Raw genomic sequence first — 15,389 nt, forward strand, 5'->3', positions numbered from 1 at the left:
TCACGATCCGATGCGCGTGGACGCCACCGGCTCAGGCCCCGGCCTCGTCGTGGTGTCCTCGCTGCCGAGCCTTTCGGCCAGCACGCGGCCGATCCGGGCCAGTGGTTCGGCCCGGCACATCTCGTGGTGGGTGCAGTCCACGGCGTACCGCTCCACCTCCCCGGTGACCCTTGGCCCCCAGGCGGCCGCGGTGGGCATTCCATCGGGCCGGTCGACGGTCGCCGTGAAGTGCAGAAGGTTTCCGTCGAACCGGCCGGGCAGGTACGCGGCCGAGAGCCTTCTGTGGTTGGCGTAGACCTCGGTCAGCGCCGTGACGCGTCGTTCCTCCAGGTCCGCGAGGGGTCCGCCGCTCCGCCGCAGGATCTCGACGGCGTCGTCGATGCTCAAGGGCTCGCCGGTGTCCCGGTCATGGCCGGCGAAGTCGAGCAGGGTCGACAGGATCTCCGCCACGTCGGATTCGTCCACGGTCCCGACCGGGGCTCCGGGGTCCCGGGGGTAGGCGTCGAGCAGGGCGAGGAAGGACACTTCGTCGCCCTCCTCCTGGAGGCGGACCGCGATCGCGTGGGCGGCGAGGCCGCCGAACGACCAGCCGAGGAGGTGGTAGGGGCCGGTGGGCTGTACCGAGCGGATCTGCTCGACGTAGTCGGAGGCCAGGTCGTCCATCGTCGCCGGGTACGCCTCGGGCCGCGCGAGTCCGCGGGCCTGCAGCCCGTACACCGGCCGGTCCGGCCCCAGATGCCGCAGCAGTCCGGTGTAGCACCAGCTCAGGCCGCCGCCCGGGGGCAGGCAGAACAAGGGCGGACGGCCACCGGTGGCCCGCAGCGGGAGCAGGACGTCGAACGCGTCGTCCGACACTCCCAGGCGCAGCCTTTCCATGAGGCCGCTCACCGTGGGCGCCGTGAACAGGTCCCGGACCGACAGATCCAGGCTCATCGTGTCCCGGATCCGGCTCACCAGCCGGATCGCGGCCAGCGAGTCCCCGCCGAGTTCGAAGAAGTCGTCGTCGATCCCGGTGCCGGTCACGCCGAGGATGTCGGCGAACAGCCCGCAGAGGATCTCCTCCTCGGGTGTGCGGGCGGGCCGCCCGGCGGGGTGGGGGCCGGAGCCCGGTTCGGGCAGGGCACGCCGGTCCAACTTGCCGCTGGACGTCAGGGGGAACGTGTCCAGCACGACCACCGTGGCCGGGACCATGAACTCCGGCAGCGTCGCGGCGACGTGGCCCCGCAGGTCCGCCGGGCGCGGCTCGGCGCCCGGTGCCGCGACCACGTACGCCACCAGCCGCCGCTGTCCGGGCCGGTCCTCGCGGGCCACGACCGCGGCCTGGGCGACGGTCGCGTGCCGGGTCAGCACGGCCTCGACCTCGCCGGGTTCGATACGGAAGCCGCGGATCTTGACCTGCTGGTCGGCCCGGCCGGCGAACTCCAGGACCCCGTCCCCGGTCCACCGCACGAGGTCCCCCGTCCGGTACATCCGCTCCCCCGGCGCGCCGAACGGGCAGGCCACGAATCGCTCGGCCGTGAGGTCGCGCCGGTTCAGATAGCCGCGGGCGAGCTGGACACCGGCCAGGTACAGCTCCCCCGTCACCCCGGGCGGCACCGGGCCGAGGCCCGCGTCCAGCACATAGGCGCGTACGTTCCGCACCGGCCGGCCGATCGGCACCGGGCGGCGGCCCGTGTCCGCGGCTTCCGGGCGCGGTTCACAGGTCCAGGACGTGGCGTGGATGGCGGTTTCCGTCGGCCCGTACAGATGGTGCAGTTCCGCGCCCAGTACGCGCTGGGCGCGGTCCCGCAGGTCCGCCGGGAGCGGCTCCCCGCCGGTCAGCACCTGCCGCAGGCCGGTGCATCCGGCCGCGGCGGGCTCGTCGAGGAAGGCCCGCAGCATGGACGGGACGAAGTGCACGGTCGTCACCGCGTGCTCGCGGATCACCGACGCCAGGTACACCGGGTCCCGGTGCCCCTCCGGTTCGGCGACCACGATTCGCGCGCCGGTGGTCAGGGGCCAGAAGAACTCCCATACGGAGGCGTCGAACGCGGCCGGCGCCTTGTGGAGCACGATGTCGGAGGGGCCCAGCGCGTACTGGGCCGCCATGCCGAGCACCCGGTTCACCACGGCGGCGTGCGGGACGACCACCCCCTTGGGGGTGCCGGTGGAGCCCTCGGTCAGCCGGAACAGCAGGTCGAACTTGGCCGACCGCGATGCCATCTCCTCGGCCCGGCAGCGCAGGCCGGGAAGGTCGAAGGACAGGTCCCCGGCGTGCTGGAGGGCCAGCATCACCTGGAACACCGGGTGCCGGGCCACCGAGCGGACCGGGTTCAGCGCCTCGACCAGCCGCTCGAAGGGCAGGTCCTGGTGGGCGTAGGCGGCGAGTCCGGCCTGCCGTACCCGCTCCAGCAGCTCGGCGAAGCTCGGGTCCCCGCTGGTGTCGGTGCGCAGCACCAGCGTGTTGACGAAGCATCCGACGAGATCGTCGAGGGCGTCGTCGGTGCGACCCGCGACCGGGGTGCCGATCGGGATGTCGGTGCCCGCCCCGTCACGGGTGAGCAGTGCCGCCAGCGCCGCGGACAGGACCATGAACAGGCTCGCGTCGCCCGTGCGCGCCAGCTCGGCGAGCCGGGCGTGGAGGTCCGGGCCCACCCGCAGCTCCACCGTCTCGGCGCGGGAGCCCGCCTCCGCCGATCGCGGCCGGTCCCGCCGCAGCTCCAGTTCGACGGGCAGCCCCTCCAGCGTCCGACGCCAGTGGGCGAGCTGACGGGACAGCACGCTGTCCGGGTCGTCCTCGTCGCCGAGGAACCGCCGCTGCCACAGGGCGTAGTCGGCGTACTGCGCGGACAGCGGCGCGAAGGACGGGGCCCGTCCGGCGCGCCGGGCGGCGTAGGCGCCGGACAGGTCACGGACGAGCGCGCGGTTGGACCACGCGTCCCCGGCGATGTGGTGGAGGACGAGCAGCAGGACGTGCTCGTCCGGGCCGGGTGTGAACAGCTCGGCGCGCAGAGGTGGTTCGGCTGTCAGGTCGAACGGGTGCGCGGCGGCGTCCGCGAGCGCCCCGGCGAGCGCGTCCTCCCCGACCGGGCGGACGGGCAGTCCGACCGTCGCGTCGGCGGGGTCCAGGATGTGCTGGCGCGGCACACCCCCGGTGTCCGGGTAGAGGGTGCGCAGCACCTCGTGCCGGGCCACCACGTCGTTCAGGGCGGCGTGCAGGGCGGCGATGTCGAGGTCGCCGGTCAGGCGCAGCGCGTACGGCATGGTGTAGGTGGCCGACGCCGGGTCCAGCCAGTGGAGGAACCACAGCCTCGCCTGTGCGAAGGACAGGGGCAGTTCGGCGGGGCGTTCGGCGGCGCGCAGCGGCGGCCGTCGCCGCCCGCCCCGGGGCGCCCTGCCGAGCCGGGCCGCGAGCCCGGCCACGGTCGGGGCCTCGAACACATCGCGTACGGCGAGTTCCGCGCCGAGCGCCGTGCGGATGCGCGACACCAGCCGGGTCGCCAGCAGCGAGTGCCCGCCGAGGGCGAAGAAGCCGTCGTCGACCCCGGCCCCGGGGACGCCGAGCACTTCGGCGAACAGGCCGCGAAGGATCTCTTCCGCGTGGCCGCGGGGCTCCCGGCCGACGGCCCCTGCCCCACCGGACGCCGGGGCGGGGAGGTCCCGGCGCGCCACCTTGCCGCTCGGGGTCAGCGGCAGCGCGTCGAGCACGACGATCGTGGACGGCACCATGAACTCGGGCAGCGCGGCGGAGGTGTGTTCCCGCAGTTCGTCCGGGTGCGCCCGGGTCCCGGACGCGGGCACCACGTACGCGGTCAGCCGCTGGTCGCCGGGCCGGTCCTCGCGCACCACGGCCACCGCGTGCCCGACCGTGGCATGCCGCGCCAGTACGGCCTCCACCTCGCCCAGCTCGATCCGGAACCCGCGCAGCTTCACCTGATCATCCGCCCGCCCGGCGAACTCCAGCAGTCCGGCGGCGGTCCAGCGGGCCAGGTCGCCGGTCCGGTACATCCGCGTCCCCGGCGGCCCGTACGGATCGGCCACGAACCGCTCGGCGGTCAGCCCCGGCCGGTTCAGGTAGCCGCGGGCGAGCTGCGCGCCGGACAGGTAGATCTCCCCGACCACACCGGGTGGCACGGGGCGCAGCTGCGCGTCGAGCACATAGACCCGCGTGTTCCGGATCGGCCGGCCGATCACCGGCCGGGGATGGTCGCGGACCCGGGCACCGACGGCGTCCACCGTGCATTCGCTGGGCGCGTAGTAGTTGTGCACCTCGGTGTCCGGGTGTTCCCGCAGCGTCTCCCACAGCGCGGCGCCCGTGGCCTCCGCTCCGAGGAGGATCACCCCCGGCCGGTGCCCGGGGCCCTCCAGCATCCCCAGCCCGGCCAGTTCGCGCAGCAGCGACGGTGCGACGCCCAGGTAGTCGATGCCCTGGGCGCGTACGTGAGCCAGCAGCGCGGCGGGGTCGCGGCGGGTCTCGTCGTCCACGACGTGCAGTTCGTGACCGGCCACGAGGCCGAGCAACTGGCCCATGCTCGCGTCGAACGACAGTGAGGCGGTGTGCGCCACCCGCAGCCGCCGCCCGTCCGTGACGTCCACCTTCGCCGCCGCCGGGGCGTAGACCAGCTCGCGGTGGCTGGCGCACAGGTTCGCCAGGCCCGCGTGGGTCACCACGACGCCCTTGGGCACGCCGGTCGAGCCGGAAGTGTAGACGACGTACGCCGCGTGGTCTCCGTGCAGCGGCGGCAGTGGGGGCCGGACCGGTCCGTGGGCGTCCAGGGACCCGTCCGCGTCCAGGGACCCGTCCGCGTCCAGGGGCCCGTCCGCGTCCAGCAGTACGACGTCCGCCCCGCCGCCGTCGAGGCGTCCGGTCAGCGGGCGCTCGGTCACCACCACGGGCACGGCCGCGTCGGAGAGCATGAACGCCAATCGCTCCGCCGGGTAGCCGGGATCCAGCGGCACGCACACCCCGCCCGCCTTCCATACGCCCAGCACGGCGGCGATCATCGCGGCCGACCGGCGCACGCACAGCCCGACCAGGACATCGGGTCCGACGCCGCGGCCGGTCAGCCGGCGCGCGAGCCGGTCCGCCCGCGCGTCCAGTTCCGCGAACGTCCACCGCGCCCCGCCGGCGACCACGGCCACCGCGTCCGGGGTCCGCGCGGCCTGCGCCTCGAAGCACTCCGGCACCAGCGCGGCCGGGGCCTCGCCGACCGTGCCGTTCCACTCCACCAGGACCCGGTTCCGCTCCGCCGGGGCCAGCAGGTCCAGGGCGCCGAGCCGCAGATCCGGATCCGAGGCCGCCGTCCGGAGGACCCGGACCACCCGGCCCAGGATCGCCTCGGCGGCCTCCCGGTCGAACAGATCGGTCTGGTGGTCCAGGCGCAGCCGCAGCGGTCCGCCCGGCATCACCATGAAGTTGAGCGGATAGTGGGTGACGCCGTGGCTCGGGCCCGCGGTCACCCGCAGCCCACTGCCGAGCGCAGCGGCGGCGAGTCCGTCGTTCCCGGTTCCGGCGTTTCCAGCCGGAAGGTTCTCGAACACGGTGGCCGTGTCGAACAGCTCGCCCGAGCCCAGGGTGCGCTGGATGCCGGACAGTCCGACGTGCTGGCAGTCCATCAGGCGCGTCTGGTCCCGTTGCAGGCGAGCCAGCATCAGGGACAGCGGCTCGGCCGGAGTGAGCCGGACCCGGACGGGCAGCGTGTTGGCGAACAGGCCGATCATCTTCTCGGCCCCCGGCACCTGGGGCGGGCGGCCGGAGACCGTGGTGCCGAACACCACGTCGTTCCGGCCGGTCAGCTGGCCGAGCACGACCGCCCAAGCGCCCAGGAACACCGTGTTCAAGGTCAGTCCCTGGCGGCGGGCGAGGCCGTCCAGCGCCGAGGTGAGGTCGTCGGGCAGGTCGCGCAGCACCTGCCCGGGCAAGCCGGGCGCCCGGGACGGGTCGGCCGGCGCGACCCTGGTGGGCTCGTCGACGCCCTTCAGCACATCGCGCCACACGTCCTCGGCGGCCGCCCGGTCCTGGCCCGCCAGCCAGGCCAGGTAGTCGCGGTACCGGGCCGCCGGGGGCATCCCCTCCTCCCGGCCGCCGCGCGTGTAGAGCTGGAGCAGTTCGTCCAACAGCAACTGCGTGGACCACCCGTCCACCACCAAGTGATGGGCGGTGACCAGGAACCGGTGCCGGGCGGGCCCGAACCGGATGAGCGTGAACCGTAGCAGGGGCGGGTCGGCCGGATCGAAGCGACGGAGCCGGCCGTGCGCGGCGAGCCGCTCCGCCTCCGCCTCTTGCCGACCGGGTTCCACCGCGCCGAGGTCGTGCTCCTGCCACGGCGGTTCCACCTCGCGCGGGATGATCTGCACCGGCTCGTCCAGGCCCTCGTGCCAGAAACCGGCCCGCAGGCTCGCATGGCGGCGGAGCAGGGCCGACGCGGCGGCGCGCAGCGCACCGGCGTCGAGGGCACCGTCCAGGTCGAAGGCGCTCTGCACGGTGTAGAGGTCGAGCGCCGCCCCGTCGTAGAGCGCGTGGAAGAGCAGCCCCTCCTGCAGCGGTGCCAGCGGCAGGATGTCTTCCAGCTCCGCTTGTGCTTCCGCCCGCGTCATCGTGTTCTTCTCCTCCATGCGGCTTCGAGTTGTTCGAGCTTGTCCTGACTCATCCGGACCAGCGGTACGTCGGACACAGTGCGGCCACCGGCGTCGGGCCGGTCGGCGTGGGCGGCCAGGGCGCCCAGGGCGCGGGTGAAGGCGTCGGCCAGGTCGCGCACGGCGGCCTCGGTCAGCAGCGCGCGGGGCCAGGCCCAGGTCGCGGTCAGCCGCGGGCCGTCCTTGCTGTCCTTGCTGTCCTTGCTGTCCTTGCTGTCCTTGCTGTCCTTGCTGTCCGGACGATCCACGACGGCCACCCTCAGCTCGGCCTGGTACTCCGGCGGCAGGCCGCGCTCATCCGGCCAGGTGCCGGACGGGACCTGCGGGAGCCACCCGAGGTAGTGGAACGCCACCCGTGGCGAGGGCTGTTCGGCGAGGGCGGACGCGGTGCCAGGGTTGAGGTGGCGCAGCAGGCCGAATCCCAGACCGCCGTCCGGCAAGGACCTCAGCTCCTCCTTGACCCGCTTGAGCGCCGTCCCGGCGGCGGGCCCGCCGTCCCACATCTCGCGCGGGTCCAGACCGCTCAGGTCCAGGCGGACCGGATGGGTGGCGGTGAAGCGGCCCACGGTACGGGACGGATCGATGCCCTCGGCGATGTGTTCCCGGCCGGGCCGCCGGATGTCGGCCGTGACGGAGTCCCCCCGCGGATCCGGGCTGTCCCGGCGGCGCCGCCAGTCGGCCACCGCCAGCGCGAACGCGGTCAGCAGCACGTCCTCGGTGTCGGCGTGGAAGACCTTCGGCACGCTGGTGAGAAGCGGCTCGGTACGCTCCGCAGACAGGGTGACGGTCAGCGTCCCGGCCCCTGCCGCTGGTTGCCCGTCGGCCTCCCCCGGCGCGTCCGGCCCGGCGAGGATCGCGGTCCAGCGGGGCATCTCCGCGACCCGTGCGGCGTCCTGCGCCCGGGTGCGCAGATGCTGGGCCCAGCGCCGGAACGAGGTGCCGACCGGGGCGAGTTCGGGGCGGCGGCCCACGGCGGTCGCGTCGCAGGCCGCGACCACGTCGGCGAGCAGAATCCGCCAGGACTCCGCGTCCGCCACGAGGTGGTGCAGCAGCAGCGAAAGCCGCCCGGCCCGGCCGGGACCGGCCTCCCACCAGACAGCCTGGACCATCACCCCGGCCTCCGGCGCGAGGCGGGCCGCCGCGTCCCGCACCACCGCCCCGGCCCCGCCCGGCTCGGCCCCGTTCGGCCCGGCGTCGGCCAAGCCGACGTCGGCCGGCCCGGTGCCGGCCGGCTCGGTGGCGGCCCGGTGGAGGCAGTCCGCGGCTCGGACCGTTCCGGGCGGCGCTACCTCCATCAGCCACTCGTCCCGGCCCTGGCCGGGGATACGGGTCAGGCGCGCCCGCAGCATGTCGTGGTGGTCCAGGACCGCTTGCACGGCCGCCTCCAGCCGTTCCGCGTCCAGCCCGGCCGGGACCTCCACGGCCATCGCCTCGTATCCGGTGCCGGGGTCGGCGCTACGTTCCCGCAGGGCGTGCAGGGCCGGTGTCAGCGGTACCGCGCCGATGCCCGCCCGTGGCTGCCCGTCCGGGGAGGGTGCCGCGTCGGGCGTCCCGGCGACGGTGGCCAGCGCCGCCACGGTCTTGTGGCGGAACACGTCCTGCGGGGCGATCATCACCCCGGCGGCCCGGGCCCGGCTGACCACCTGGATGGAGACGATGCTGTCGCCGCCGAGCTCGAAGAAGTCGTCGTCGATGCCGACGGACGACCGCCCGAGGACATCCGCGAAGATGTCGCACAGCAGCCGCTCCCGCGCGGTCACCGGCGGGCGGCCCGCCGGGGTGCCGGGGGTCTCGGGTGCGGGCAGCGCCCTGCGGTCGACCTTTCCGCTGGGCGTCAACGGCAGCGCGTCGATGGTGACGACGGCCGAGGGCACCAGGTACTCCGGCAGCCTCTCCCGCAGCCGGGCGCGCACCGAGGCGCCCAGGGCCACCGGTGGCGTCGGCACCGGGTCGTTGGTGAAGGCTCCCAGCGACGACGCGTCCGCAGCCGCCATGGCGACCACTGGCAGGTAGATCCCGGTGGTGGCGGGGCCAGTCGCGGTATCCGCGTCGGCGAACACCGCGTCGAAGCGACCCTCGTCGGCCGCGTCGGATGTGTCGGATGTGTCGACCGCGCCCGACCAGGTGACGGCCACCCAGTACCCGAGCCGCTCGCCCAGTTCGCACAGTGTTTCCGGGTCCACGGCTCCGTCCCCCGCCAGCCGGGCGTTGGGGATCCCGGTGACGCGCAGCCGCCGGGGCCGGCGCTCCTCCAGCAGCGCCGCGCATCCCGCCGCGCCTCCGGCCACCTCCTGCCAGCGCAGCACGGGCGCGTCGTCGAACGACCGGGCCGGGGTGGCGAGCGGCACACGGTGGAGCACAACGTCGTAGCGGTACCGGGTCAGCTCGTTGTGGTAGCGGCCGCGCTTGAGGCGGACGTCCACCGCGCCGATCTCGGGCACGACCGCGGCCAGGGCGGGGAAGAAGTCCGGGTCGACCAGCAGTTCCCGCTCCGGGGCGGTGCTTCCGGTGGCCGCCCGCAACGACGGCAGGAGGCGCAGGTTGCGGATGTCGCCGAGGAACAGGGCGCCGCCCGGCGCGAGCAGCCTCATCGCGCCGCCGATCACGTCGGTCAGGTAGGCGGTGTCCGGGAAGTACTGGGCCACCGAGTTGAGCACGACGGTGTCGAAGTGGCCTTGCGGAAGTCCGGTGAAGTCGTCGGCGGGCTGGGCCCGGAGGACCACCCGGTGGGCGATGCCGGGTTCGTCGGCGACCTGCGCGGCCAGGGCTTCGACGGCGGCCGCGGACACGTCGGTGCCCCAGTACTCCGCACACTCGGCGGCGAGCGGGGCGAGGATCAGGCCCCGGCCGACGCCGATCTCCAGGACGCGTCCGGTGCCGGGGGCCCTGCCGGGCAGGCCCAGTGCGCGGATGCGTGCGACGGTCGCGTCCCGCCACTGCCGCATCTGCGCGACCGGGATCGGTTTCCCGTCGTAAGCGCTGTTCCAGCCGGTGAAGTCCTCGCCGAACGGGGCGGGCTCCGATCCCGCGTAGAGCGTGTCGTAGAGCCGTCGCCACTCGCCGACGGCGGCCCCGGACTTCACGGGCGTCCCGTTCTCCTGGCCGGCCCCGGTGTCCGCCGCCGGGACCACGTAGCCGACGAGGCGGGTTCCGCCGGGGCCGTCCTCGCGGGCCGCCGCGACGGCCTGGGCGACGCCCGGGTGGCTCGCCATCGCGGCCTCGACCTCGCCGAGTTCGATCCGGTGGCCCCGGACCTTCACCTGCTCGTCCGCCCGTCCGGCGAACTCCAGCTGCCCCGCGGCGTTCCAGCGGGCGAGGTCCCCGGTGCGGTACATCCGGGTTCCCGGCGCGCCGAACGGGTCGGCGGCGAACCGTTCGGCGGTCAGGCCGGGCCGCCGGTGGTAGCCACGGGCCAGGCCCGCCCCTGCCAGGTACAGCTCGCCGGTCACGCCCGGCGGCACTGGGCGCAGGGCCGGGTCCAGGACGTACGCCCGTGCGCCGGGGATCGGCGTGCCGATGGGCGGGACCCCGCCGTCGCCGGGCAGCGGCGGGCTCATCGTGGCGCAGACCGTCGACTCCGTGGGCCCGTAGGCGTTGACCATCCGCCGGCCACTGCTCCACGCCGCCGCCGTCCGGGGCGGGCAGGCCTCCCCCGCGACCACCAGGGTGATCACCGGGGCGAGCTGGTCGGGCGTCATCACACCCAGCGCCACCGGCGGCACGGTCAGGTGTGTCACGTCGTGTGCGGCCACCACCGCGGCGAGGTCGGGCCCGGGCAGCAGCCGTTCGGCCGGGGCCACCACCAGTGCCGCACCGGTCAGCAGCGCCATGCACAGCTCCCAGAACGCCGCGTCGAAGCTCGGCGAGGCGAACTGCAGGACCCGGCTGCCCGGTCCCGCTCCGAGGGCCTCCCGGTGCGACGCCGCCAGGGCGGCGGCACCGGCGTGGGTGACGACCACGCCCTTGGGCAGGCCGGTCGAGCCGGAGGTGTAGAGCACATAGGCGGGGTGCGCGGGTGTCGGCGGGCAGGCCCGGTGGGTGTCACCGGGGTCGGTGGCCGGGCGGGCGGCCAGGTCCGCGCGCGAGCGGCCCTCGGCGTCGTCCAGGTCCAGCCTGGGCAGGCCGTCGGCGCCGGGCACCGGGGCGCCGCCGGTACCACCGGTCAGGAGCAGCGCCGGGCGGGCGTCGTCGAGCATGAACGCGATGCGCTCGGCCGGGTAGCCGAGGTCGAGCGGTAGGTAGGCCGCGCCCGTCTTGAGCGTCGCGAGGACCGCCACGATCAGGTCGGCGGAGCGCGGGAAGGCCAGGGCGACGATCCGCTCGGGGCCGGCGCCCCGGGAGATCAGCAGGTGGGCCAGGCGGTTGGCACGGGCGTTCAGCTCCCCGTAGGTCAGCACCTCGTCCCCGGAGAGCACCGCCGGCGCCCCGGGGGCACGCGCCACGTGGCGCTCGAACAGCGCCGGGAGGCAGTCAGACGGGACCGGCCGGGCGGCGACCCCGCCGCCCAGCATGCGGACGCGCTCGGCGGGCGTCAGCAGATCGGCCCGGCCGATGGGGAGTGCCGGGTCGGCGCAGACCGCCTCCAGCAGCCGGATCCACCGGGCCACCATCGCCTCGACCGTCCCCCGGTCGAACAGGTCCGTGCTGTACTCGACGGTTCCGCGCACTCCCCCGAATCCGCCACCGGCCGCTCCGGGCGGCGCGGGACGTTCCGTGACGCTGAAGAACAAGTCGAACCGCGAGGCGCCGGCGCCCACCGGCTCGGGCGTCACCTCGACGCCGGGCAGGGCGAGCCCCGCCTGCGGGGTGTTCTGCAGGACGAGGGCCACCTGGAACAGCGGATGGCGGTTCGGGGTCCGGACCGGGTTCAGCACCTCCACCAGGTGCTCGAAGGGCACGTCCTGGTGGGAGTAGGCGGTCAGCGCCGTCTCCCGTACCCGGTGGAGCAGTTCGGCGAACGACGGATCGCCCGAGGTGTCGGTGCGCATCACCAGGGTGTTGACGAAGAGGCCGACCGCGTCGTCGAGCGCCTCGTCGTGCCGCCCGGCGACCCCGCTGCCGACCGGCAGGTCCGTGCCCGCTCCGAGCCGGGTCAGCAGGGCGGCCAGACCGGCGTGCAGCACCATGGACAAGCTGGCCTCCCCGGCCCGGGCGAGGCCGGCCAGCCGGCGGTGCAGGGCGGGGCCGAGGTCGAAGCCCAGCATCTCGCCGCGGTACGTGGAGACGGCGGGCCGGGGGCGGTCCACCGGGAGCGCGAGCTGCTCGGGCAGGCCGGCCAGGGCCTTCGTCCAGTACGCCACCTGCTGGGCGAACCGGCTGCCGGGATCGTCCTCGTCGCCCAGCAGCGCGCGCTGCCACAGGGTGTAGTCCACGTAGCCGACGGTCAGCGGCGCCCATGACGGCGCCCGGCCCCGGCAGCGCGCGGCGTAGGCGGTGGCGAGGTCCCGGGAGAGCGGGGCCATGGACCAGCCGTCCCCGGCGATGTGGTGCACCACCAGCAGCAGGACGTGTTCGCGCTTCTCCACGGCGAAGAGCTCGGCCCGCAGCGGCAGGTCGGCCGCGAGGTCGAAGGGGTAGCGGGCCGCCTCGCGCAGGGCCTCGCGCAGCCCCTCCTCGCCGATGTGCCGGACGATCAGCTCGGGGCGGGCCGCGGCCGGGTCCAGGACGAGCTGCCGGGGCACACCGCCGAGCGCGGGGAACACGGTGCGCAGGCTCTCGTGCCGCGCCGCGACGTCCGCGAGCGCGTTCCGCAGCGCCGAACGGTCCACCTCGCCGCGCAGGCGCAGGGCGACCGGCATGTTGTACGTCGCGCCCGGCCCCTCCAGCCGGTGCAGGAACCACAGCCGCGCCTGCGCGAACGACAGCGGCACCACATCGGGCCTCGGCATGGGCCGCAGCGCCGGCCGGGCCGCGTCCCCGCGCCTCTCCGCCTCGTCCAGCCGCTCGGCGAGACCGGCGACCGTGGGCGCCTCGAACAGGGCGCGCACGGGCAGTTCGGTGCCGAGGGTGGAGCGGATGCGGCTGATCAGCCGGGTGGCCAGCAGTGAATGCCCGCCGAGGTCGAAGAAGTCGTCGTCGGCGCCGACCGATGCCACCCCCAGCACCTGTGCGAACAGGTCGCACAGCATCCGCTCGCGCGGGGAGGCGGGCGGACGGGAGCCCGTCACGGAGCCGAGGTACGGCGCGGGGAGCGCCGCCCGGTCGAGCTTGCCGTGGGCGGTCAGGGGGAGTTCGCCGAGGACCGTCACCGCGGCCGGCACCATGTACGCGGGCAGGTGCTCGCGCAGCGCGGTGGTCAGCGTGGCGGCCAGTCCGGCCCGCTGCCGCGCGGCCGCCGGGTCGTTCGCGAACGCCTCGGGCGGCGTGCCGACGGCGGTGGGCGCCGGGCGGTGCACACCGCCGAGCGCGGTGGCTCCCGGGTCCGCGAAGACCACGTCGAGGCGGTCGGCGGTGTCGCCGGAGCGGGTCACCGCGACCCGGTGGCCGGTGCGCTCGCCGAGCGCGTGGAAGGCGTCAGGGCCGAGTTCCGGCGCCGACGACCGCTCGGCGGCGCCGAGGAGGCCGAACAGTTCGGCAGGCGGCCGGCCCTCGTCCAGGGCGCGCAGGGCGGCGGCCTCGTCCGCGATCCGCTCGTCCGGTACACCGGTCACCCGCAGCGCGGACCCGTGGTGCCCGGCCACGTGCCGTTCCAGGTCGTCCAGGCCGGAGACGTCGTGGCCCCAGCGCAGTTCGCGGGCGTTCTCCAAGGGGAGGGGCGTGGCGGGCCGCTTGTGGAGTACGGCGTCGTACCGGTAGCGGCTCAGCTCGTTCACGTAGGCACCGCGCTTCACCTGGAGATCGACCCCGGCGATGTCGTCGCGGCGCGCCGCGAGCGCGGTGAAGAACGCGGGGTCCAGCAGCAGTTCCTTCTCCACCAGCATGGCCTGCTCCACCGCCCGGCGTATCACGGCGCCGTCTGCGGACGGGGTCGCGCGGCGCAGCTGCGCCGCCGTGTGCAGGCACCGCAGCAGCCGAAGATCGCGCACGTCGCCCAGGAACAGGGCCCCGCCGGGCGCCAGCAGCCCCAGCGCGGTGTCGAGCACACCCTTGAGATGGCGGGCGTCCGGGAAGTACTGGGCGACCGAGTTGATCACCACCGTGTCGAAGGAGCGGGCCGGCAGGCCGTCCGCGTCCGCGGCGGCCTGGACGCGCAGCTCCACCCGCCCGGCCAGGTCCTCCCGGGCGGCCACCTGGGACCGCAGCCGTCCGATGGCGTCCGCCGCGATGTCGGTTCCCCAGTAGGTCTCGCAGTCCGGTGCGAGGCGGGCCAGCAGCAGGCCGCTGCCCACGCCGATCTCCAGCACCCGGCGTGGCCGCAGCTCACGGATGCGCGCGACCGTGGCGTCCCGCCACCGGCGCATCTGCCCGGCCGGGATCGGACGTCCGTCGTAGCTGCTGGTCCATCCGGCGAAGTCCTCGCCGAACGGAGCCGGTTCGGCGTCGGCGCGCCCGGCGCCGTAGAGGGAGTCGTACACCTCCTGCCACTCGGCGAGCTGGGTCCGTACCGCCTCGCCGTCGCGCCGCTGGCTGTCCGCCGGGACGACGTAGGCCACCAGGTGGGTGCCGGACACCCGGTCCTCGCGCGCGACGACCGCCGCGCGGGCCACCGCCTCGTGCCGGGACAGCACCGCCTCGATCTCCGCCGGTTCGACGCGGTGTCCCCGCACCTTGACCTGCTCGTCGGCGCGGCCCGCGAAGACCAGGTGGCCGTCCCCGGTCCACCGGGCCAGGTCGCCGGTGCGGTACATCCGCTCCCCCGGCCCGCCGAACGGGTCGGCGACGAACCGCTCCGCCGTGAGCCCCGGCCGGTTCAGGTAGCCGCGCGCGAGCTGCGCCCCGGCCAGATACAGCTCCCCGGTCACACCGGGCGGCACCAGCCGCAGCCCGGTGTCGAGCACGTACGCCCGGGTGTTCGGCGCGGGCCGCCCGACCGGCACCGGGCCGTCCGGGACGGCGGCGCCGGGCGGCATCCGGTAGGTGACGCAGCCCACCGTCGCCTCGGTCGGCCCGTACTCGTTGACCACCGTGGCCTGCGGCTGCTCCCGCCGCCAGGAGGCGAGCAGTTCGCCGGTGAGCTGCTCACCGCCGACGACCAGGTCCGCGACCGGCGCCACCGTCCCGTCCCGCCCGGGCGGGACGGTGAGCGAGGCGAGGTGGCTCGGTGTCACCTTGAGGAACGTGTACGGCCCGGGTGCCGGGGTATCAGGCGCCAGGTCCCCGGTCAGCACCCGGCCGCCCGCGGTGAGCGGCGCGAACAGGGCCGTGACGGTCAGGTCGAAGGTGACCGCCGAGTGGAGCAGCGCCGTCCCGGCCGTGCCCGGGTATGCCTCGCGGGCGAACGCCAGGTAGGCCGCCACCGCCCGGTGCTCGACGAGCACGCCCTTGGGCCGGCCGGTCGAGCCCGAGGTGTGGATGACGTACGCCGGATGTGCGGGAAGCAGTGCCGCCGTCCGGTCGGCGTCCGACGGATCGCTGTGCGGTTGCTCCCCGGCGGCCCGTACCACCTCGGGCGCGTCGACGGCGAGCCACCGCGAACGCGGGCCGGGCAGGTCGGCGGCGAGCGCGCTCAAGGTGAGCCCGCAGGCCGCGCGGGTGTCGTCGAGGAGGAAGCGGAGCCGCTCGGCGGGGTGGTCCGGGTCGAGTGGCAGATACGCGGCTCCCGCCTTGAGCACGGCCAGCAGCGCGACGACGAGACCGGCCGAGCGCGGCAGGGCGACCGCCACCATCTGCTCCGG

Annotated in this window: 2 protein-coding genes (1 of these 2 cut by a window edge); both read right to left on the reverse strand. The window is 75.2% G+C overall.

All coding sequences use genetic code 11. The features are described from left to right. Window positions 1-6,576 (reverse strand): amino acid adenylation domain-containing protein, encoded by a 6,576-nt coding sequence (locus ASC60_RS30810; RefSeq protein WP_079038733.1) that lies wholly within the window; start codon window positions 6,574-6,576, stop codon window positions 1-3. Then, on the reverse strand, window positions 6,573-15,389 hold the end of the coding sequence (locus tag ASC60_RS30815) for a non-ribosomal peptide synthetase (RefSeq protein WP_055556717.1). 14,307 nt of this gene lie beyond the right edge of the window; only the last 8,817 of its 23,124 coding nucleotides appear in the window; the start codon falls outside the window, past its right edge — the gene reads right to left on this strand; it ends in the stop codon at window positions 6,573-6,575. Before ASC60_RS30815 ends, ASC60_RS30810 begins: the two co-directional genes overlap by 4 nt.

Origin of the sequence: Streptomyces sp. NBRC 110028, from assembly GCF_001417735.1 — a bacterium.
In the GTDB taxonomy this organism is placed as follows: Bacteria; Actinomycetota; Actinomycetes; order Streptomycetales; family Streptomycetaceae; genus Streptomyces.